This is a genomic window from bacterium, assembly GCA_037147175.1.
Taxonomy (GTDB): domain Bacteria; phylum Cyanobacteriota; class Vampirovibrionia; order Gastranaerophilales; family UBA9971; genus UBA9971.
Genome location: JBAWVS010000021.1, coordinates 12,210 through 31,194 on the forward strand (window position 1 = coordinate 12,210; position 18,985 = coordinate 31,194).

General features: G+C 34.2%; 20 protein-coding genes. 15 read left to right on the forward strand and 5 right to left on the reverse strand.

Going from position 1 to position 18,985, the window contains the following annotated elements; translation table 11 throughout:
* The first annotated feature begins 36 nt into the window (after positions 1-36).
* Together WCG23_06565 and WCG23_06570 are read left to right on the forward strand one after the other, a co-directional pair.
* A complete protein-coding gene (locus WCG23_06565) occupies positions 37-1,104 on the forward strand; it encodes an acyl-CoA dehydratase activase-related protein (GenBank protein MEI8389533.1) in 1,068 nt (355 codons plus the stop codon).
* Positions 1,105-1,204: 100 nt separating this feature from the next.
* Positions 1,205-2,314: a CoA protein activase gene (locus WCG23_06570; GenBank protein MEI8389534.1), complete on the forward strand. Its 1,110-nt coding sequence runs from the start codon at positions 1,205-1,207 to the stop codon at positions 2,312-2,314.
* Positions 2,315-2,344: 30 nt separating this feature from the next.
* Here the strand turns inward: WCG23_06570 and acsC are convergent, their stop codons facing one another.
* From acsC to WCG23_06585, 3 genes are all read right to left on the reverse strand, one after another.
* Positions 2,345-3,742, reverse strand: a complete 1,398-nt coding sequence (gene acsC / locus WCG23_06575) for an acetyl-CoA decarbonylase/synthase complex subunit gamma (GenBank protein MEI8389535.1) — start codon at positions 3,740-3,742, stop codon at positions 2,345-2,347.
* A gap of 5 nt (positions 3,743-3,747) precedes the next feature.
* Positions 3,748-4,674, reverse strand: a complete 927-nt coding sequence (locus WCG23_06580; protein ID MEI8389536.1) for an acetyl-CoA decarbonylase/synthase complex subunit delta — start codon at positions 4,672-4,674, stop codon at positions 3,748-3,750.
* A gap of 435 nt (positions 4,675-5,109) precedes the next feature.
* Positions 5,110-5,538 (reverse strand): thioesterase family protein, encoded by a 429-nt coding sequence (locus WCG23_06585; GenBank protein ID MEI8389537.1) that lies wholly within the window; start codon positions 5,536-5,538, stop codon positions 5,110-5,112.
* Positions 5,539-5,833: 295 nt separating this feature from the next.
* Between WCG23_06585 and WCG23_06590 the strand changes: the two genes are divergently transcribed.
* Entirely contained in the window at positions 5,834-6,865 is a 1,032-nt protein-coding gene (locus tag WCG23_06590) for a nitronate monooxygenase (GenBank protein ID MEI8389538.1), read from the forward strand.
* Between the two features lie 378 nt (positions 6,866-7,243).
* Complete coding sequence (locus WCG23_06595; GenBank protein MEI8389539.1) at positions 7,244-7,732, forward strand: hypothetical protein; 489 nt, start codon at positions 7,244-7,246, stop codon at positions 7,730-7,732.
* A 312-nt stretch (positions 7,733-8,044) separates the two neighbouring features.
* Here the strand turns inward: WCG23_06595 and WCG23_06600 are convergent, their stop codons facing one another.
* Positions 8,045-8,575 carry a metal-dependent transcriptional regulator gene (locus tag WCG23_06600; protein ID MEI8389540.1) on the reverse strand — a complete coding sequence of 177 codons (531 nt, stop codon included), beginning with the start codon at positions 8,573-8,575 and terminating at the stop codon, positions 8,045-8,047.
* 298 nt (positions 8,576-8,873) lie between these two features.
* Here WCG23_06600 and WCG23_06605 point away from each other — a divergent pair, with 298 nt between their 5' ends.
* The 11 genes from WCG23_06605 (at position 8,874) to WCG23_06655 (ending at position 17,915) form a co-directional block, all read left to right on the forward strand.
* Positions 8,874-10,658 (forward strand): hypothetical protein, encoded by a 1,785-nt coding sequence (locus WCG23_06605; GenBank protein MEI8389541.1) that lies wholly within the window; start codon positions 8,874-8,876, stop codon positions 10,656-10,658.
* Positions 10,659-10,717: 59 nt separating this feature from the next.
* Positions 10,718-11,110 carry a hypothetical protein gene (locus tag WCG23_06610; protein MEI8389542.1) on the forward strand — a complete coding sequence of 131 codons (393 nt, stop codon included), beginning with the start codon at positions 10,718-10,720 and terminating at the stop codon, positions 11,108-11,110.
* 7 nt (positions 11,111-11,117) lie between these two features.
* Positions 11,118-11,363 carry a hypothetical protein gene (locus WCG23_06615; GenBank protein MEI8389543.1) on the forward strand — a complete coding sequence of 82 codons (246 nt, stop codon included), beginning with the start codon at positions 11,118-11,120 and terminating at the stop codon, positions 11,361-11,363.
* 25 nt (positions 11,364-11,388) lie between these two features.
* Positions 11,389-12,762, forward strand: coding sequence for a cystathionine beta-synthase (locus WCG23_06620; GenBank protein ID MEI8389544.1), 1,374 nt, complete (start codon positions 11,389-11,391; stop codon positions 12,760-12,762).
* The gene (locus WCG23_06625; protein MEI8389545.1) at positions 12,759-13,922 is read left to right on the forward strand and encodes a cystathionine gamma-synthase; all 1,164 of its coding nucleotides are present in this window, start codon (positions 12,759-12,761) and stop codon (positions 13,920-13,922) included. Before WCG23_06620 ends, WCG23_06625 begins: the two co-directional genes overlap by 4 nt.
* 40 nt (positions 13,923-13,962) lie before the next feature.
* Positions 13,963-15,087, forward strand: a complete 1,125-nt coding sequence (locus WCG23_06630; GenBank protein ID MEI8389546.1) for a M20/M25/M40 family metallo-hydrolase — start codon at positions 13,963-13,965, stop codon at positions 15,085-15,087.
* Positions 15,075-15,281 carry a sulfur carrier protein ThiS gene (thiS, locus tag WCG23_06635; GenBank protein MEI8389547.1) on the forward strand — a complete coding sequence of 69 codons (207 nt, stop codon included), beginning with the start codon at positions 15,075-15,077 and terminating at the stop codon, positions 15,279-15,281. The genes WCG23_06630 and thiS overlap by 13 nt, the downstream gene beginning before the upstream one ends.
* A gap of 23 nt (positions 15,282-15,304) precedes the next feature.
* Positions 15,305-16,378, forward strand: a complete 1,074-nt coding sequence (mnmA, locus tag WCG23_06640) for a tRNA 2-thiouridine(34) synthase MnmA (protein ID MEI8389548.1) — start codon at positions 15,305-15,307, stop codon at positions 16,376-16,378.
* 5 nt (positions 16,379-16,383) lie between these two features.
* On the forward strand, positions 16,384-17,121 hold the full coding sequence (locus WCG23_06645) for a HesA/MoeB/ThiF family protein (GenBank protein ID MEI8389549.1): 738 nt from the start codon (positions 16,384-16,386) through the stop codon (positions 17,119-17,121).
* An 86-nt stretch (positions 17,122-17,207) separates the two neighbouring features.
* On the forward strand, positions 17,208-17,603 hold the full coding sequence (locus WCG23_06650) for a hypothetical protein (protein MEI8389550.1): 396 nt from the start codon (positions 17,208-17,210) through the stop codon (positions 17,601-17,603).
* A 54-nt stretch (positions 17,604-17,657) separates the two neighbouring features.
* Positions 17,658-17,915 carry a hypothetical protein gene (locus WCG23_06655; protein ID MEI8389551.1) on the forward strand — a complete coding sequence of 86 codons (258 nt, stop codon included), beginning with the start codon at positions 17,658-17,660 and terminating at the stop codon, positions 17,913-17,915.
* Positions 17,916-17,995: 80 nt separating this feature from the next.
* On the opposite strand, the gene bioB is transcribed toward WCG23_06655, so the two are convergent.
* Entirely contained in the window at positions 17,996-18,937 is a 942-nt protein-coding gene (gene bioB, locus WCG23_06660; protein MEI8389552.1) for a biotin synthase BioB, read from the reverse strand.
* Positions 18,938-18,985: the final 48 nt, after the last annotated feature.

The following is an 18,985-nucleotide window of genomic DNA, read 5'->3' on the forward strand; positions in this document are numbered from 1 at the left end:
AAACGTAAAATACAGCCGTACAAGGAGAATATATAAATGAAAATTGGTATCCCCAGAGCGTTAGGTTATTATAATTACTACCCGTTCTGGTTCGGGTTTTTTGGAAGTCTCGGCATTGAGATTGTTTTATCCGATAATACAAACAAAAAGCTTGTTTCAGAAGGAAGTGCGCTTGTTGTTTCCGAGACATGTCTTCCTGTAAAGATATATATGGGGCATGTGCTTAATTTAATAGAAAAAAAAGGTGTGGATATTATTTATTCACCGAGTATTCAGTCAATAGACCATAAAATTTATAATTGCTCAAAACTCAGAGGTCTTCCTGATCTGGTAAGAAATGTTGTCAAAAAGGATTTTCTGCTTATTGAGCCGACTTTAGATAAGTCAGAAAAGAATCAGGGGCTTTATCAATATTTGTACGAATCAGTTGCGCCTCTTGGAATAACTGATAAAAAAGCTATTAAGCAAGCTTCAAAGGTTGGATGGTCATATCAAAATAATTATGTCGGTATGGCTAAAGACGGAATGCATCCGATGGAAGCAATGGAAACTGCTATAAAAGGAAAAGTCGTAATTAAAAGCCGTAAAAATGACTATCCTATAAGTATTGCTGTTCTTTCACACGGATATAATCTTTATGATGACCATGTGAGTATGAAAATATTTAAAAAACTTGAGAATCTCGGAGTAAAAGCTTACGTTTCAGAAAATCTTTCAAAGGCGCAGATGCAAGAAGGCTTAAAAGTTTTAAATACCAATCTTTACTGGGCAAATGAGCTTGAAATCTCAGGAGCGGCAGGCAGTTTTATGAAAAATAAAAATATTGACGGTATTCTTACACTTACCGCATTTGGTTGCGGGCCGGATTCTTTGATGATTGAAAGAATTACAAGATATTCAAAACGCCTTCAAAAACCGCTTCTTAACCTTACAGTTGACGAGCATACAGGCGAAGCAGGGTTTATAACGAGAATAGAAGCCTTTACCGATATGCTTTTCAGGAAGAAAAGAACCAGTATCATTGATAATCTTAATAGACAGGTTCAAATCGACATTGACAGACACGAAATTGATACACAGGATTCAATTATAAAAGTCGGATAATATTTTGTAAAATTGAAAATTCTTTGTTATCAAGAGATTTTTCGGGTTAAAGCACTCGGAAAAACAATTAAATAATAATAGGTGTTAACCGGAGGTTTAATTGAAAATTTCCTTTCCTCATATGGGAAATCTCGCAATTGGAGTATCAGGAGCCATTAGGGTTCTTGGTGGCGAAGTTGTGCTGCCTCCTTATACAAGCAAAAGGACTCTGTCTTTGGGGGCAAAATACAGTCCTGAAGCTATTTGTCTTCCTTACAAATTAGTGCTTGGAAATTATATCGAAGCAATAGAGGCCGGTGCTGAAGCTATACTTATGATAGACAGCCCGGGAACGTGCAGGCTGGGGCAGTATAGTGATATTGCAAGAACCGCTTTGACCGATCTGGGATATAATAATGTCGAATTTGTTAATTTTGATCTTTACAAAGGAAAATTATTTGAGATTTATTCCGGATTTAAATACGTAACAGGCAACGGAAACCCTTTAGATCTTATTTATGCAGTAAGAGTAGGTGTTTTGAAGATTAAAATTGCTGATAAATTTGATAAATTGCTCAGTTATTACAGGGCCAGAGAAGTTATAACAGGCAGTGCCGACAAACACTATAAAAAGGCTATAAATCTTGTTGATCAGGCTCTAACTATTAAAGAATGCAATGAAGCCCTTAAATTTGGTGTTGAATCCATTTCAAGTGTAGAAATAGATTCAACAAAACAAGTTTTGAATGTTGATATAACAGGCGAAATTTATATTGTACTGGATAGATTTTCCAATATGGAAATAGAAAAAGAACTTGGCAGGCTCGGTGTGCAGGTTCACAGGCAAATTAATTTATCAGACTGGATTGACAGAAGTATATATCCGTCCATATTGAAGTTTAGTGAGTCACACAGCGAAAAAACCCATAGATTCGCTCAGGAATTTATAAAAAGAGATATTGGCGGTGATGCTGTTGAATCTATAGGTGATGCCTCTATAGCCGCATCGTCAAATACTGACGGCATAATTCATCTTTCCCCGTTTACCTGCATGCCGGAAATAATTGCTCAAAATATACTTCCAAATGTAAGAAGAGAAAAGGATATTCCTATTTTATCTCTTGTTATGGATGAATATACAGGAAGAGTCGGTTTTGTAACCAGACTGGAAGCTTTTGTTGATTTGATAAAAAGAAGAAGCCCCTCGAAACAACTTTTATGTCCGTCATAATAAACTTTTAAAATTATAAATAAGCTTGTTTTATTGTTGTTTGACTTGTTGTTCTGTAGTTTTGCTTGATGCTTGCTGTTTTTGGTAGCTTCTTAAGAAATCAACTATATCAACAGCTTCGTTTGCACCGATTACAACTTCCCAATCAGGCAATTCGTCTTCAATTTCTTCTTTTAAAGAATAAACATAGCCGGGAATTATAAGTTTTCTATGTTTAACAATATTTTCAATTTCGTAATTTTTTATGGCTTTTGCTATTATTTCACCGTTGAATTTGTCGGCAGACCACGCTGTAAGTACGCTCATCCCGTCTGATGGAGTAATTACAAGATATGACGGAATATTCGAAGCTTCAATTTCGCCAACCACGGTAAAATAGGTCAAAGCAAAGTTTGTTGTAGCTATTACCGGAGAGTTTTCATCAGTTTCGCCTATTGGGTAGAGTTTTGCGTCTATTTGAAGTGGTTTTTCTGGGTCTGTGTAGATATTTTGTCTTAGCGTAAGCAAAGAATAAGCTATAGCTTCATCAAAGTTTTCTAAAACTATTAAATTTGCGTATTTACAAAGTAAAGCAGATGCCCATATACCCTGCTCTATCAAATCGTCTGATAAATCCGTAATATCTTCTGTAAACATCATTACAGGGAAGCCTAATGGTTTAAATTTGTCATCAATAGCAGACCGTCTTATATGAGTAAGATTTTCTATAAGGCTTTTCTGTGACTGGTTGTTAAGGCTTAAAACTATGTTTTGTGCATTGACTTCAACAAGTTTAGAAGAAATATCTGCTAATTCCTGTATAGAACTTCCCGATACAACTACAGGAACATTATATTTTTTTTCTATTTCGGCTATTTCCTGAGGTAAAGCGTTTTTTATTGAGATTAATGGTTTTGAATCCTTAATCTCATCGAGTATTTTTTTTATTTTTTCAATATTTTCACTCACCAAAATCATCGGAAATTTGGATTCAGCAAGTTTTTTAGCTTTGTTTTCATAAGTTTCATCGGAGTCAATAAGAGCTACAGCGCTTATTTTTAAATCTTCTCCAACCCGTTCAACGCAATAATTAGAAATTTTATTAAGTTTTTCATCAAAATTTTCATCTGAACTTTCAAGCTTTACAGCTATACAGGTGGAATTTACAAATTTTTTGTCATGCCGGAACATTACTGTTTCATTTCCGATTTTAAGAAGGTTCTCTGAGCTTCCAAACTCTATTTCTGCCTGTTGTATCTGATTTGCTTCTTCAAAAGTTGAACGCAATTCGTCTGTTATAAATTCGCATTTATCGATAGACGTTTCGTTTTTGGCAAGCTTCATCGCAAAAGCCATACAGGTCGGGAAGCTGCATTTTTTGCAGTTTGCATTCGGTTCTTTTTTTCCGCCTGGCAGGTATTTAAATATTTGTAATCCTGTAAGTTTCATCGTTTTTAGTCCTGATATGTTTTGTCAATAAAGCCTTGAACATAATTAATTGCTTCAGGATGACGCATAACGGTAATATTTGCTCCTGAAACCAGCATTGATGTTGCTGTTATGCTTTCCCAAGATATAGCCCTTGTCGTTAAGTCGCCCCATTCTGAAGGAACGTTATTTGATTTCGCTTCTTTAGTTTTCCAGGCTTCTTCTCCGACAAATGCAATTACCGGCATGTTGAGCATTGTATCGCCCTGGAGCGCTGCCTGTTTAATTCTTTCAATAATACTGTATGCATAATCTAATCCGTAGCCAAGACCGCCTGTATTTGGATCAATTATTATTTTATCAGCATCAAACCCAAGTTCTGTAAGAAGAATATTGAGCTGTTTTGTCAAATTTATGTCTATTGGGGTTCTTGCAATAATATTGTGACCGCATTCTTTTATAATAGGGGCGATTTGCCTGAAATTTTCTTCTTCTACAGCGCCTATTGTGCATTTTCTGTCGGCAGTTTTTGCGAGCTCGGGTAAAAGCTTTGCATCTACTTCACGCCTGAATGTTCCGATTAAAAATAGCGGCAAATCTGTCAATTTTAGGATTTCTTTGAGCTGTTCTTTACTTTTTTCGATCTCAAAATCAATATTCTCGCAGTTTTCTATATTAAATTTAACAGCGAGTGCAGAAAAATCTTTTTTTAAAGCTGATTTAACGCATTCAACGGGATTATAGATATTTTCTCCCCAGAAATTTTTTAATAAAGTCGGATAATTTGGAAGGATATTAGTCGGAATTTCGCAAACTATAAGAGGCTTGGAGGTGTTATTAGTTTCCGAATGCAAAAAATTCAGAGAACTTTCTCCTCCGACTTTCAAGCCGTTTAAATCAACTTCTCTTATAGCTGTTTTGTATTCTTTTTTAGTTGGAGTGTAAGTGTTCATAATATATATTTTACTACACTGAAAAAATTTGCATGAAAAAATATATAAACAATTTTTTTGATAAGCTTAATTATTTAATTCGAATTGCTAAATCGCCAAAATTGTCATTGCGAGCAGAGCGAAGCAATCTATAAAAAATAAAATGGATTGCTTCGTAGAGTGCTTTGGCTGCCCCCTCCTTTTTTGATAATTAATCAAAAAAGTGGGTACCCTTCGCAATGACGTGTAAATTTAATTAATCACGGTCGCCAATTAATTTATCTATACAAATTGTCATTCTGAGGGTTTTAACCCGAAGAATCTGTCCAGCAAGCATTTTTAGCTAAAATCATAAATTGGACAGATCCTTCGCTTTGCTCAGGATGACATTCTCAAAAATCAATATTTGCAATAATTTTAGCTAAGCAGGCGACTCGAGTTAATTGGCAATTCGAGTTATTTGATTTTCGCACCCATGCTTTGACGGTATTTTTCGTATAAATATTGCGGCATAATGCGGAAGAGTTTTCCGTTTGTATCCGTAGTTACTATGGTTGAGGCTGCCGAAAGTATAACCATGCCGGTATTTAAGTTTTTGATTTCATGTCCAAAGACAGCGCTTGTTTTTTTGAGGTCTTTTAAAGTTGTTTTTATTTCCAGTTCATCAAAAAGCACTGCGGGGTGTTTGTATCGTATATTAAGCTCTACCACAGGAAGTTTGATATTCATTTTTTCCAGTTCCTGAAATTTTATGCCTATTTTCTCGGAAAACTCTATGCGTCCTGATTCCAGCCATTTTGCGTAGGCACCATGCCAGACCACATTATAGCAATCAGTATCACTGTGATAAATTTTTACTTTTTGTAAGAATTCCATGTCTTTCATTAATTTTTCCTCATGCGTTTTTTCTTTATTTTAAGTGAAGATGTTAGAAAAAATCTATAAAATTTTCTCATCATAACTTTTTTAATTATGGACAATATCCGCTTGGCAAGTGTGAAGTTAAGTAAATATTAATGTAAAAAAATTTTATATTTAAGCCTTCTTGAAAATACTTATTTTACTGGTAAAATTCTAATAACTGTCATGTAACAGCTAATAATTTGTTAAATGCGTTAATGCGCAAAAAATTTAATTAAATGGTAAACTGTCTTTAGTAATAATAGTGAAAGAACAATTTATGGTATTCGCCCCTTTAAAATTTAATAATAATTTAATAGCTCAAAAACCTATAATTCAAGGGGGAATGGCAATCAGAGTAAGTAGAGCGCCATTGGCAGCAGCGGTTGCTAACTGTGGTGGTGTTGGTGTAATAGCCGCATCAGGATTGCCTGAGACTGAATTAAGAGAACAGATCAAACTTGCAAGAAGCTTGCAGACTAATAAAAGCGGTTTAATTGCAGTAAACATAATGTTTGCCGCAACTGAATTTCGTAAGCTTATTGAAATATCCGTAGATGCCGGCATTGACCTGATAATTTCAGGTGCTGGATTTTCCAGAGATCTTTTCAGTATTGGCAAGGAGGCTGGTGTTCAAGTCGTCCCTATCGTAAGTTCTGTTAAACTTGCGAGAATTTCAAAAAAACTGGGTGCTTCCGTCATCATCGTTGAAAGCGGCGAAGCCGGCGGACATCTGGGAACAGATGAGCCTATCAGAAAATTAATACCGGAAATAAGACATGTTTTGGACTCAGAACCTGATTTGCCGGGAATTGGCAGAGTTTCTCTTGTGGCAGCAGGCGGAGTTACATCCGGCGCTGATATTATGGAAATGATTTCACTCGGTGCAAGTGGCGTGCAAATGGCAACAAGATTTGTGCTTAGTAAAGAATGCGATGTACACGAGAGCTTTAAAAACCTGTTTTTAAATAAAGAAGAAAAAGATGTAATAATGATGCAAAGCCCTGTAGGTCTGCCTGCAAGAGCTTTGATGACACCTCTTATCGAGAGGCTTCAAGACGGAACTATCGAAAAACCTAAAACTTGTGACAGCTGTTTAAAACACTGCTCGCATGCTTTTTGTATTATCAAAGCACTTGAAGCTGCAAGAGTAGGTGATATTGAAAATGGTCTTTTCTTTACAGGTGCAAATGTTAAAAAATATACAGAAATCCTTTCTGTAAAAGAAATATTTGATAAATTAGAATCAGAAGTACAAGAATATATTAAAAATAATAATATTAATTGCGGAAAAGAAAGCTGTGTTTTCTAAAAGATAAAATACTTAACACTTTTCCTGATTTTGAAACAAAATTTAAGAAGTTCAATATTTATCAATATTGAGCTTCTTTGTTTTGCAATGACAAAACAAAATCAAATTAACCTAATCGAATTGTTAAATCGTCAAAATCGCCATTGCGAGCATAGCTAAGAAATAGATTGCCTGCGTCGAGTCTAAGCCTCTCATCGAAAAGATGCGTAAATTTATTTATAACCTGTTTCTAGTAAGGAATCATTTTTTATCCAAATTGGTTAGGCTAGTCGAATAATATTCGGATAGCCATATATATTTCTTAATAAAGGCTTTCAGCTTTTTTATTTTGTTGTTACAATTGAAATTGGTTATAGAAAGAGAAAGGTAAAATTTATAATGAACAAATGTGAAATGTTAAGAGAAAATCATGGAATGGAAGTTGACAACTGCAATATGTGTATTAATTCCGATGAAATGCAGATGCTTTATTGTTGCAAAATGATGATGAATAATTGCGAATCTATTATGAAATCAATGAGAATGGATGACTGTTGTCCTGAAATGATTTCACACCAATGTGAATTGATGGTGTGCAGTTGTGAAATGATGATGAAAAACTGCGAAATGATGATGAATTGTCCTGAAAAATCAAAAAATTGTGATCTAATGTGCAATTGTCAAAATATGATAAGAAATTGTCAAATTATTATGAACTGTTGCGAAATGATGATGAAAAATTGCGAAATGATTATGAATTGTCCTGAAAAAATGAAAAATTGTGAAATGATGATGAATTGCTGCGAAATGACGGCAAAAAATTGTCAGATCATGATGTGTAATTCTGAACAAATGATGAAAAATTGCAATGTAACAATGAAGAACTAGTTTTATTTAAAAAAATTAGTTCTTTTTGTTTAAAGTGTCCTAAAAAAGAAATCAATCAATAAAAGCTTTGTTTTTGTTATAAAACAAAGCTTTTATATTTTAGTTTATAAATAACTCGAATTGCCAATTAATTTTCCTATTGTCATGTTGAGCAAAGCGAAACATCTGTCCCTTTTGGGTTTTAAGCTTAAATACTTTTTCGGACAGATTCTTCGGACTAAATCACTTGGAATGACAATAACAGTATTCATGTGGATTTTTGCTATCCGGCGATTTACTTTAAGCGGCAATTTGTGTTAACTAATATAAAAATTATTTTGTCATTCCGCAGCAATTTTTATTGCTTAATTCAGGTTCTTCCCGTTTTTTACTGATGCAATTTACGCATTTTTCGCTCAGTTTTTCATTTTGGGAAAAATGTTTAAAACTTTTTGTCCATTTCGGTTCTTTGCAGGAGCATGTGTCCATAAAAGTTAAAAACATAACAAATTTTTTCATAACTTCATCAGGGATTACATGCTCGACCTGAGAAGCACTCTCTTCGGATAGTTCAGAGCTTACAGACAGAACGTTTTCAAAAAAATTTTTAATAATGTCATGTCTTTTTAATAGAGCTTCAGCTTTATCAAGTCCTTCCTCTGTTAATGTAATTATTCCGTAAGGTTCATAATTAATTAAATTTCTTTCTGAGAGGGTTCTTAATGCTTCAGATACAGAGGAAGCTCCAATATTTAGCTGTTTTGAAACATCTTTAACTCTTGCAGCTTTTTTTTCTTTAACAATGTTAAAAATAGCTTTTAAATAATTTTCTAAACTTGCTGTTAAATTTTTGTTGTTTTGCATAAGCTTACCTATTGACTTTCTGTAATTTTTTGGATTAACTATAAACATACGGGAAGCCGAAGTTATTTTTAATCCCCAAATATATAGTGGAGTTCCTAATGAATAATTTTATCATTAAAACACAAAATAGTTCACAGAAACATTCAACAACAACAATGATGATGTGTTGCTGCTGCATGATGCGAATGAGGTCTGCCGGTAACTTTTGTTGTTTTTAAATAAGGATAGAATTATTCAATAAAAAACCCGCCGGATCTTAAATGAACAGGCGGGTTTTTTATTAGAGAAAGATATAAAAATGATAGATATTTATAATAATACAAACCATAATAAATCAAGAAACATAGCTTTTAAGGGCAACTTACTAACCAAAACAGCCGATGTGGTGAGTAAAGGAATTAAAAAAATAGAAACAGGCGGCGTTCTTGTTGATTTTTGTCTTGTGGATACTATCAGCATGATTATCCCCAGAACTTATCAGGCTTATCACAGAAATGAAGAGGACCTTGGGCATCCAAACGGAAAAGCAGGATTTGAAGAACTTATAAGAGAAGTCTTTAGTGGACCTAGCATGTTTGTTATCCCTATGGGGTTTATAGCTCTTTCTAAAAAACTTTTTGGAGAAGCTTCGAATATTCAATTTAAAACTCTTGATTCTTTTACCGACTCCTTTAAAGGTCTTTTAAATAAAGGAAATGTCTCGAACGATAAAACAAAATTGAAAGAAAATTTTTATAGAAGTGTTTTGAATGAAGCTTTCGAAAATCATAGACAGATTAAGCTTGATACACCCGTAAATATTGATGAACATATAGAAAAAATCGTTAAAACTCTATCTGAAGCTGAAAAAATTAAAAATACAGATGGGCATATAAAAGAAATAACTGAAATAGTTTCTGATTTAAATAAAGCTTACAGTCTGCATTTGGATAATTCTCATAATGTTATCTTAAAAGGCGGAGTAACAAAAAACATTGGTGCTTTATCAACAGATTTAATAAATTATTCAAAAGATATTGTGGAAAAAGTCGGGGATAGCCTTTCAAAAGAAGTAAAAAGCAGTCAAATTAACGGGCTTGTCGAAAAACTTCACAACACCAAAGTGAGTGGAAGAAAATCTATACTTGCTTCGACATTTCTTGCTACAGTAGCGTTTTTGTATAGTATTCCTATTATGTACAAAAGAAATAAGCAATTCCCCGGCATTGACGGACTTGTAGACGAGAGAAAGAAGCCCGGGTCTGAAAAAAATAAAAATAACATCTCGTTCGGCAGCAATTCAGCTATTGCTAACAAAATTTTCAGAAAATTTGATTTCAACGGGCACAGCGTGCCATATACAATATTAGGTATTTATACTCTGGGGCTAATGCTGGGAGCAAGGTTTATTCAGGCAAGAAATTCCGATGAAAGAAGAGAAGTTTTAACAAGAGATTTTAGCGGTCTTATGACAATTGTCTTTGCGGTGCCGGTCTTTAGAAATATAACTTCAACACTGGCAAAAAAAATCAGCGGATTTCCTATATCAAAATCAATTAAATCATTGTCTGCACATTTAAAACCGACAAATAAACCGTTTTCTTTTGAAAATATTAACGATGTTTACTCGGGAATAAGCAAATATAAAAACGGAATAGTTGATTTCAGCGAAAATATAGCAAATCATGACGGTGATTTGAGAAAAGTATTTAACTTTTTAACGGATGACTCAAAACATGCGCTTAACCAAATCGCTGCAACTCTGTCAAATAAAAATGAACCCGTCAAAACAGAAAAGATTTTTGGTTTCTTCACAAAATCTTTCAAAGGCGGAAATGCTGATTTGTCTTTGCCTTCAACAAATAAAGAAATCATAAATATCTTTAAACAGGCGCAGGCGGATAAAAAACTTAAACCTTTGCTTGATAAAGTAACAAAAGAAATAGACAAAGAAGGAAATCATCTTGTTAAATTTGCAGAAGGATTAAAAAGTGTTCCGGAAGCTGCAAGTATGGTGGCAATATCTGCTTTTCTCGGATGGTTTTTGCCCTGGTTTAATATTAACTACACTAAAAAGCTTTATAAAAATAAAGAAACCAAATAATTAATTCAAAATAATAGAAAGTTATACAGAAGAAAAAACAGAAAGGTAAAATTGTAAAAATGCTTAATTCAGTTCAATTCAACCAGACAAAAAACGACATAGGATTTGGATCAGTTAAAGTTTTGCTGGATCATACAGGGTCATTAAACGGAAAAGGTTCGGCTGCTGAACAAGCTTTTAATTCTATTACGGAAGTAATTGAAAATAAATTTAAAGGAACTGTGATAGAAAAATTAGAAAATCCACATAAGTCTTACCCGAATCTTATCGGGATAGTTACCTCACCTATTCATTGGGCTTTAGAGAAAAAAAATAATTTTGATAAACAAATTAGTCAATTATTTGAAGGCGTAGACATATTTAAAGGCAAAACCGATCAAATAGCCAATACAGAAATTAAAGGATTATCTGAAACTATAAAAACGGCCGAAAAATTAAATATAAAAGGGTAGGCGATAAATGGAAAAAATAAAAATTATTATAAACGGAATTCAAAAAGATGTTTTTCAAAATTCTAATTTGCTTGAAATTCTAAACACTCTTTTTGCGCCTAATTCGGAATTTGTTGTAGAAAAGAATTCACAAATAATAACAGATTTTTTTGACAGCGTAAAAATCGAAGAAAATGACATTTTAAATATTGTAAGCTATTCAAAAAATCAATTTGCGAATTCAAAAAGGCAATACAAATTTAAGAATATATAAAAATAAGCCTCAGGAAAGGAAAAAAATGAACTATTACGAAAATATTCTGGAAAAAATCGGGCATACCCCTTTAATAAAACTTTCAAAAATTGCAAAAGACTTAAACGTAAATATATTTGCAAAAGTAGAATATTTTAATCCGGGCGGAAGCTCTAAGGATAGAATTGCACTCAAAATGATAGAAGAAGCAGAAAAACAAGGCTTGCTAAAACCGGGAGGTACTATAATAGAAGCAACCGCCGGGAATACAGGGGCAGGCTTGGCATTGGTAGCTGCAAGTAAAGGTTATAGGTGCATTTTTGTTCTTCCTGACAAAATGAGCGAGGATAAAGTAAATCTTCTGAAAGCTTATGGGGCAGAAATTGTTATTACTCCGACATCTGTAGCTCCTGACTCTCCTGAAAGCTATAACGGAGTTGCAGACAGGCTTGCCAGAGAAATTTCCGATTCTTTCAGGCCGGGTCAGTTTACAAATTTGAAAAATCCTGAAGCTCATTATTTAACTACAGGTCCGGAAATTTGGGAAGATCTGGACGGAAATATTGATGTTTTTGTCGCTGGCATGGGGACAGGCGGAACAATTTCCGGTACAGGCAAGTATTTAAAAGAAAAAAATCCTGATATAACTGTAATAGGAGCAGACCCTGAAGGTTCTATTCTTTCGGGAGATTCACCAAAATCATACAAGGTGGAAGGTATTGGAGAAGATTTTGTTCCGATAACTTTTAACAGGCAGGTTATAGATGAAATGATACGTGTTTCTGATGCGGAATCATTTGAAATGACAAGGAGATTGGCGAGGGAAGAAGGGATTTTGGCAGGCGGATCGGCAGGTACAGCTTTAGCTGCGGCATTAAAATATGCCGAACGTTTACCTGCCGGTAAAAATATTGTTGTTCATCTGCCTGATTCAGGCAGAAATTATTTAACAAAAATCTTTTCGGACGACTGGATGTATGAAAACGGTTTTCTTTCTCAGGCTCCTGAAAAAGTTACTGTCGGTGAAATACTTAAAACAAAAGAAAAAATGCCTTCTATAATAGCCATAAATGCTGATGATACAGTAATTAATGCGGCAAATATTATGAGAGAAAACGGTATTTCGCAGCTGCCTGTTCTTGAAGATAAAAAAGTCGTTGGCGGGTTAAATGAAGTTACTTTGATAAAATTATTATATGATGGTATAAATTTAAGTGAAAGCAAGGTGGCAACTGTAATGGGAAAAGCTCTTCCACAGCTTGATGAGTCTGTAAATATATCCGAGTTATACAGAATTTTGCTGGCAGGTTACGGAGGAGCAATTATTACAAAAAATAGCCATGCAGAAGGCTTTTTGGCCAGAATAGATCTTGTTAATTTTTGGATAAAAAGAATAAAAATAAGGAGTACAGTAGTATGAAATTTTCAACAAAAGCAATACGTGTAGGGCAAAGTTCAGACAAGTCCACAGGTGCAACGATTGTGCCGATTTATCAAACAGCAACTTTTACTCAGGATGAAATAGGTATTTTTAAAGGATTCGAATATACCAGAACAGGCAATCCTACAAGATCTGCTCTTGAAGAATGTCTGGCTTCTGTTGAAAACGGAAATTACGGTCTTGCCTTTTCTTCAGGACAGGCTGCATCAACAGCAGTTCTTTCTATTCTTAAGCCAGGCGATCATGTTGTTACGGCAAACGACCTTTATGGTGGTACTTACCGTTTATTTGAACAAGTATATTCACCGTTGGGAATTTCATTTACATATGTTGACGGGACGAACTTAACAGAGTTTAAAAATGCAATAAAACCCGAAACAAAGCTTATATGGATTGAGACACCAACTAATCCGCTTTTAAAACTTTATGATATCTCAGGAATTTCAGAAATTGCGAAAAATAATAATGTTTTGCTTGCCGTAGATAATACGTTTGCTACTCCTTATTTTCAGCAGCCGCTGGAATTAGGTGCTGATATTGTAGTTCACAGTACTACAAAATACATTAGCGGTCACTCTGACGTACTCGGCGGTGCTGTAATAGTTAAAGATACCGACCTGTACGAAAAAATAAAGTTTTATCAGAATGCAACAGGTGCGGTTCAAAGTCCATTTGATTCATGGCTGACACTCAGAGGTCTAAAAACCCTTGCTGTAAGGATGAGACAACATGAAGAAAATGCATTGACCATAGCAGCTGCTTTGTCAAATAATAGACAGGTTTTGTCAGTAAGCTATCCGGGGCTTTCTAACCATCCGCAGCATGAGCTTGCCAAACAACAAATGAACGGTTTTGGCGGAATGATTTCATTTTTTATTAAAGGCGGATTTGAAGAAGCAAACAGTTTTGCAAAAAACCTGAAGATTGTTTCCCTTGCTGAAAGTCTTGGCGGTGTAGAATCTCTCGTCTGTTATCCTCCTGCAATGTCACATGCTTCTATTCCTCAGGAAGAGAGAGTAAGAAGAGGAATTACAGATAATTTAATCAGGCTGTCTGTTGGTATTGAAGATGTTGAAGACATTCTTGCAGATTTGGAGCAGGCGTTATCAAAAATCAATTCTCCTGTTTCAGTCGGTTAAGAAATAGAATCAAGTATTTTATCGGAGAAAGTAATATTAAATGTTCACAAATGTTTTAGCCTATAAAAATGCAAATCCGTTTATTCAACAAAAAAAGCAAAATAACCAAGTTTGTTTTACAGGAAAAGAGAAAATTTTAACTCTTTCTTCTGAAGTTTTAAAAATTGTTGATAAAGTTTCAATTTCAAGATTGGAAGAGCATTTAAATAAGCTTACTTCTCCTGAGACGGAAGGACGCGGCGTTGGACAAAAAGGTATAGAAATTGCCAAAAAATACATAGCTGATAAATTTGGAGAGTTTGGATTAAAGCCTGTTGAAAATTTGGGATTAAAAGATTATTTCCAAAATTATATAACACCTCAATATTCAACCTCTTCATTTGGCTACGGGAATTATGTTAAAGGTCGTGTAGCCGCATGGGGGTCAAATCTTGAAGTAATAACATCTAATGTTCTCGGAATGATAAAAGGCGCAGAAAATCCTGATGAATTTCTTGTTATAAGCGCTCATTATGACCATTTGGGAAAGGATGAACGAACAAATATTTTTTTCCCCGGAGCAGATGACAATGCCAGCGGTGTCGCTGCTTTGATGGAAGTATCAAGAATTCTGGCAAAAGAAAAACCTCCTAAAAAATCAGTAATATTTGCTGCTCTTTCTGGTGAAGAAGCATCTAAAACCGGAGCTGAAAAGTTATCTAAAGAATTACTGGCAAGAGGAATTGCGAACAAAACAGAAGTATTAAATCTTGAAATGCTTGGAGGCATCGGGGGAGATAGTTTGGATATTTGGTCCCGAAGAAATACTTTGGCTAAAAATCTTATTGATAAGTTAGAAGAAGCCGGCGAAATTGTACAAACAAAAACACGGGTGCATCTTGGAGCTGATCCGGATTCAGATGCGCTAAAATTTAACGCAAAAGGTATTCCCTCTGTTTGTGTGGCATGGGACTACACTTTAGCAGGAAATCATCCTTATTATCATACTTCTCAGGATACTGCGGACAAAATCAATAAAAATGGGTTTAAGGAAGCAGTCAGGCTAATCACTGCTTCCAGCTATCTTTTAGCACATAAATTATCAAATAAAACTATCTCATTTACATCTAAAAGAATAAAGTCTAATAAATTAAAAGAAACCGGAGAACGAGCATGGGTAAGCTAAAAGTCACTATAAACGGTAAAGAAACAGAAATAGCTGAAAATTTTACTATAACTAATCTTCTGGAAGATTTAAAGGTTACAGGTTCAATGTTTGTTGTTGAGAAAAATCTGGAAATCGTGCCTAAAGAGAATTTTCATGTAAAAATTAATGATGGTGATAAACTTGAAATCGTTGGATTTTTTGGAGGCGGTTAAAAAACTTAATTTAAGAGGTGAGCATGAAAATTTTGGTCGGAATGAGCGGTGGAGTAGATTCTTCGGTAGCTGCATTATTATTAAAAGAAGCCGGTCATGAAGTCATAGGCGCTACTATGTCAATATGGGGAAAAGGGGATTTGGCAGGGTCGTCAGGAAAAAACGCATGTTACGGTCCTGATGAAAAAGAAGATTTAGTAGAAGCTGAAAGAGTTTGCAAAGAGCTGGGGATTCCTTTTCATGTGTTTGACTGCGTTGAAAAATATGAAGAAATCGTTCTTAAAAACTTCAAAAATGAATATCTTTCGGGAAGAACTCCAAATCCCTGTATATGGTGCAATAGTCTGATAAAATTTGGCGTTTTGCCTTTGTTGGCAAAAGAACACGGAATTGAATTTGATAAATTTGCAACAGGACATTATGCAAAAATAAAATATGATCTGGAAAATAATCGTTATTATCTGAAAAAATCTTTGGATGAAAAGAAAGATCAGACTTATTTTATTTACAGGCTTACTCAGGAACAGCTTTCACAAATTATATTTCCGTTGGGCGATTATTTAAAAGAAGATGTAAGAAAATTGGCTGAAACAAGCGGGCTTCATGTATTTGACAAAGAAGACAGTCAAGATTTTTACGGTGGTGATTATAACGAATTGCTCTGCGTAAAAGGGCAATCAGGAAATATTGTCGACAAAGAAGGAAATGTTCTCGGAACACATGAAGGTATCTGGAATTATACACTGGGACAAAGAAAAGGTATAGGCATTGCACATACTGAGCCTCTTTATGTAATTGCCCTTGATAAAAACAAAAACGAGGTTATAGTTGGCACAGAGAAAGATACTTACAGCGATTCTCTTATTGCAACAAACCTGAACTGGATTGCGTTTAATGAACTTCATTCTGAAATGAGGATTACGGCAAAAATTCGTTCTTCTCAATCACCAAAAGAAGTTTTTATTAAAAACAATGATACAAAAGATATTCTTGTAAAATTTAGTGAACCGCAAAAAGCTGTTACTCCGGGCCAATCAATAGTTTTTTATCAGGGAGATATTGTTTTGGGCGGTGGAATAATAGATGAGGTTCTATAGTAAAAATGTATAACAAAGAACGCTATAACAGAAATATCCTCGTAAATGATATTGGAGAAGAAGGTCAGCTCAAGCTTCTTGGCTCAAAAGTTTTAGTTGCAGGAGCGGGAGGACTGGGTTCTACTGTGATTGCAAATATTGCTTCTCTCGGTATAGGCAATATCGGTATTGTTGATAATGATAAACTTGAATTGTCTAATCTTAACAGGCAATATATCCATAAATTCGATAATATAGGCAAAAACAAAGTTGAATCCGCAAAAGAGTGGATAAACAGTTTTAATCCTGATATTAATGTTGAAATCTACCAAACAAGGCTCGATGAAGACAATTATAAGGATATTATAAGCGGCTATGACATTATTATAGATTGTTTTGATTCTTACAAGTCCAAATTTTTGCTCAATAAAATAGCTGTTCAAAATAATAAAACATTAATTCATGGAGGAGTTACAGAATTTTACGGACAGGTTCTTGTTATTATTCCTGACAAAACCGCCTGCTTAAGCTGTTTAATTCCTGATGCAAATACTGATGCGTATGTGATAAAAGGTGTATTGAGTCCGGCAGTTACCACAATAGCGTCAATACAATCAATGGAAGCGGTAAAAAATCTTCTGGGAATCGGTAATCCTCTAACAAACCAGCTTTTGACTTATAATGGACTAAAACAGGAATTTAAGAAAATTGCTGTTTCTAAAAATACCAGTTGCCCTTTATGCAGCAGTGTTAGCCTTTCATAAATTAAAATTCAAGCCTGGACTTTGCGTTCGGAATACCGTATAATCTTAGTTTAGTGGAACATTTTGATGTGATAGGGATTTGAATTTTGAAAATTAAAATAACAAAAAAACTTTTTATTTGTTTCTTTTTAATTTCATACATCTTTTTTGCGGCAGGGTTAAATGTTTTTGCAAAATGTTTTGATTTTTTAAATCAGCCTTGTTCATGTTGTCATTCAAAAATTATTTCCGCTTCTGTAATAGATTTAGATGAAAATCAGTGTCAATGTTCCGTAAAAACAAAAACTCATTCCGCTTTTATAATTCAATCATTGCCAAACCTGCAACAACTTGCAGAATGGGAAAAAACATTTAATTCGGTTAACGTTTTATCAGATTTGATAATATTTACGGATACTAATTACAGCAAAATCCCGCTAAGACCTAAAATAGCTTTAAATAAAAATCTTGATATGCTTCGAACAGTGATACTCCTGAACTAAAAATCCTGAAAAAACAGGAAAATTAGTTATTTAATATTTAAAAGGAGTAAAAAAATGAAAAATAAAGCTAAAGTTTTATTAATTAGTTTAGTTATGGTTATTTTATCAGGATTGTTTTTTGCAAACTCAGCTTATGCAAAGTGCTGTCAGGTTGAAGTTAAATGCGTAAATTGTTTGGAGCATAAACAGGGCTGTTGTAAGCATTGTTTATGCTGCGAAAAATGTAAAGATTGCAAACAGTGTTGTAATAAAGAGGAAAAACCTGTTCTGGAGCAACATGACTCTTGCGTAAAAGAAAAACCTGCTAATTAAGCTGTTTTTTTAAATCGGTATAGCGAAAAAGCCGAAGAGAAATCTTGTAAGATGGCTCTTCGGCTTTTTATATGTCATTGTTAATTTTTAACGACGCACATTCCTGCATTGTTAACTAATTGAAGATCTTCATCAGGATTTATTCCTGTTGTAGTTAAATAATTGCCCACTAAAAGAGCATTTACACCGGCTTTTATGCCTAAAAGCTGATATTCTTTTGAAAATCTTGTTGATCTTCCTCCGGCATATCTTATTAAAGATTTTGGGAGGGCTATTCTGAATATTGCAATGGTTTTAAGGATTTCTTCTTCGTCAATTTCAGACTGAAGGTTTTCCAGAGGAGTTCCTTCTATTGGATTTAAGAAATTAATAGGCACAGAAGTCGGATTCAATTCCGCAAGCTCAAGGGCCATTTCTATTCTTTGCTGTCTTGATTCGCCCATTCCTATAATAACACCTGTACAGGCTTCTATGCCGTATTTTTGAATAAGTTTGACTGTATTAATTCTGTCCTGAAAATCATGAGTTGTGCAAATATTTTCGTGGAAAGACTTTGAGGTGTTTATATTATGGTTATATCTTTCTATCCCTGCTTCTTTAATCTGTTTAACCTGTTCTTCTTCAAGAATACCAAGAGAACAGCACGAATGAATACCTTCTATTGCCGAAACAGTTTTTATCATTTCTAATATTTTTTGAAAATCTTCTTTTTCGGGGCTTCTGCCGGAAGTTACCACGCAAAACCTTGTCGCACCGTTTTCTTTAGCGCTTTCTGCCGATTTTTTAACTTCTTCAACGGAAATCAAAGGATGAACAGTTATTTTTGCTTTGTGATGTCCGCTCTGGGAACAATATTTGCAATTTTCTTCGCATTTACCTGTTTTAGCACTTATAATACTGCAAAATTCCACTTCATTATTCTTAAAATTTTCCTGTGTTATTTTTGATGAAATTTCTATCAACTCATTAACAGGTAAATTATATAATTCCATTAATTCATTTATTCTTTGTTCGTTATTCATTTTTTTTAACCTTTTAAAAAAATTGCGCATCAGACATTGGTTTTTAGG

Coding starts and splice junctions, on each gene's coding strand:
- WCG23_06565 (MEI8389533.1), top strand. CDS start 37: ATGAAAATTGGTATCCCCAGAGCGTTAGGTTATTATAATTACTACCCG.
- WCG23_06630 (MEI8389546.1), top strand. CDS start 13,963: ATGTTCACAAATGTTTTAGCCTATAAAAATGCAAATCCGTTTATTCAA.
- WCG23_06610 (MEI8389542.1), top strand. CDS start 10,718: ATGCTTAATTCAGTTCAATTCAACCAGACAAAAAACGACATAGGATTT.
- WCG23_06585 (MEI8389537.1), bottom strand. CDS start 5,538: ATGAAAGACATGGAATTCTTACAAAAAGTAAAAATTTATCACAGTGAT.
- thiS (MEI8389547.1), top strand. CDS start 15,075: ATGGGTAAGCTAAAAGTCACTATAAACGGTAAAGAAACAGAAATAGCT.
- WCG23_06600 (MEI8389540.1), bottom strand. CDS start 8,575: ATGCAAAACAACAAAAATTTAACAGCAAGTTTAGAAAATTATTTAAAA.
- WCG23_06590 (MEI8389538.1), top strand. CDS start 5,834: ATGGTATTCGCCCCTTTAAAATTTAATAATAATTTAATAGCTCAAAAA.
- WCG23_06655 (MEI8389551.1), top strand. CDS start 17,658: ATGAAAAATAAAGCTAAAGTTTTATTAATTAGTTTAGTTATGGTTATT.
- WCG23_06605 (MEI8389541.1), top strand. CDS start 8,874: ATGATAGATATTTATAATAATACAAACCATAATAAATCAAGAAACATA.
- WCG23_06625 (MEI8389545.1), top strand. CDS start 12,759: ATGAAATTTTCAACAAAAGCAATACGTGTAGGGCAAAGTTCAGACAAG.
- WCG23_06580 (MEI8389536.1), bottom strand. CDS start 4,674: ATGAACACTTACACTCCAACTAAAAAAGAATACAAAACAGCTATAAGA.
- acsC (MEI8389535.1), bottom strand. CDS start 3,742: ATGAAACTTACAGGATTACAAATATTTAAATACCTGCCAGGCGGAAAA.
- WCG23_06645 (MEI8389549.1), top strand. CDS start 16,384: ATGTATAACAAAGAACGCTATAACAGAAATATCCTCGTAAATGATATT.
- WCG23_06620 (MEI8389544.1), top strand. CDS start 11,389: ATGAACTATTACGAAAATATTCTGGAAAAAATCGGGCATACCCCTTTA.
- mnmA (MEI8389548.1), top strand. CDS start 15,305: ATGAAAATTTTGGTCGGAATGAGCGGTGGAGTAGATTCTTCGGTAGCT.
- bioB (MEI8389552.1), bottom strand. CDS start 18,937: ATGAATAACGAACAAAGAATAAATGAATTAATGGAATTATATAATTTA.
- WCG23_06595 (MEI8389539.1), top strand. CDS start 7,244: ATGAACAAATGTGAAATGTTAAGAGAAAATCATGGAATGGAAGTTGAC.
- WCG23_06615 (MEI8389543.1), top strand. CDS start 11,118: ATGGAAAAAATAAAAATTATTATAAACGGAATTCAAAAAGATGTTTTT.